We start from the raw sequence: 590 nt of genomic DNA, 5'->3' as shown, positions 1-590 counted from the left end.
TGGCGACCAGGGTGCCGTGCTGATTGTAGGCGCGATGGGCGAAGGTGACGATCCCGGCATTGGGGCGCGACTTGCTTTCGCGCAGTTCGATCACTTCGCTCTCGATCCGCAGCGTATCGCCGACGAACACCGGCGCGGGAAAGCGCACTTCGTCCCACCCCAGGTTGGCGATCGCGGTGCCGAGCGTGGTGTCGCCGACCGACACCCCGACCATCAGCCCGAGGGTGAAGGTCGAGTTGACCAGGATCTGGCCATAGTCGCTCGCCTTCATGTATTCGGCATCGAGGTGCAACTGCGCCGGGTTGTGCGTCAGGGTCGAGAACAGCAGGTTATCGGTCTCGGTCACGGTGCGGCGGATCGGATGATCGAACAGCTGCCCCACAGTGAGCTCGTCAAACCAGATCCCGGGCATGGTCATTTACCTCCTGCAATTTGATCGCGGGCGTTAGCGCCTGCCGGGCGCAATTGCCATCGTTGCTGGCGCGCTCAGGCGGCCACGTCGGGAGCCTCGCGGAACAGTTCGAGCCCGATCCATTCCGCCCGCCGCCCCAGCGCAAACCGGTTGAACAGGAGCGCCGCCGCGACCGAGG

The 590-nt window shown here is 64.9% G+C and carries 1 protein-coding gene; it reads right to left on the bottom strand.

The features are described 5' to 3' along the window. On the bottom strand, positions 1–418 hold a 418-nt coding region (locus tag AC01FP_RS18740; RefSeq protein ID WP_474482421.1), incomplete at its 3' end, for a MaoC family dehydratase. Positions 419–590: the final 172 nt, after the last annotated feature.

It is taken from the genome of Cyanobium sp. NIVA-CYA 375, assembly GCF_056108345.1.
The sequence above is the reverse complement of the archived record's forward strand: the minus strand, read 5'-3'. Positions and strand labels throughout refer to the sequence as shown.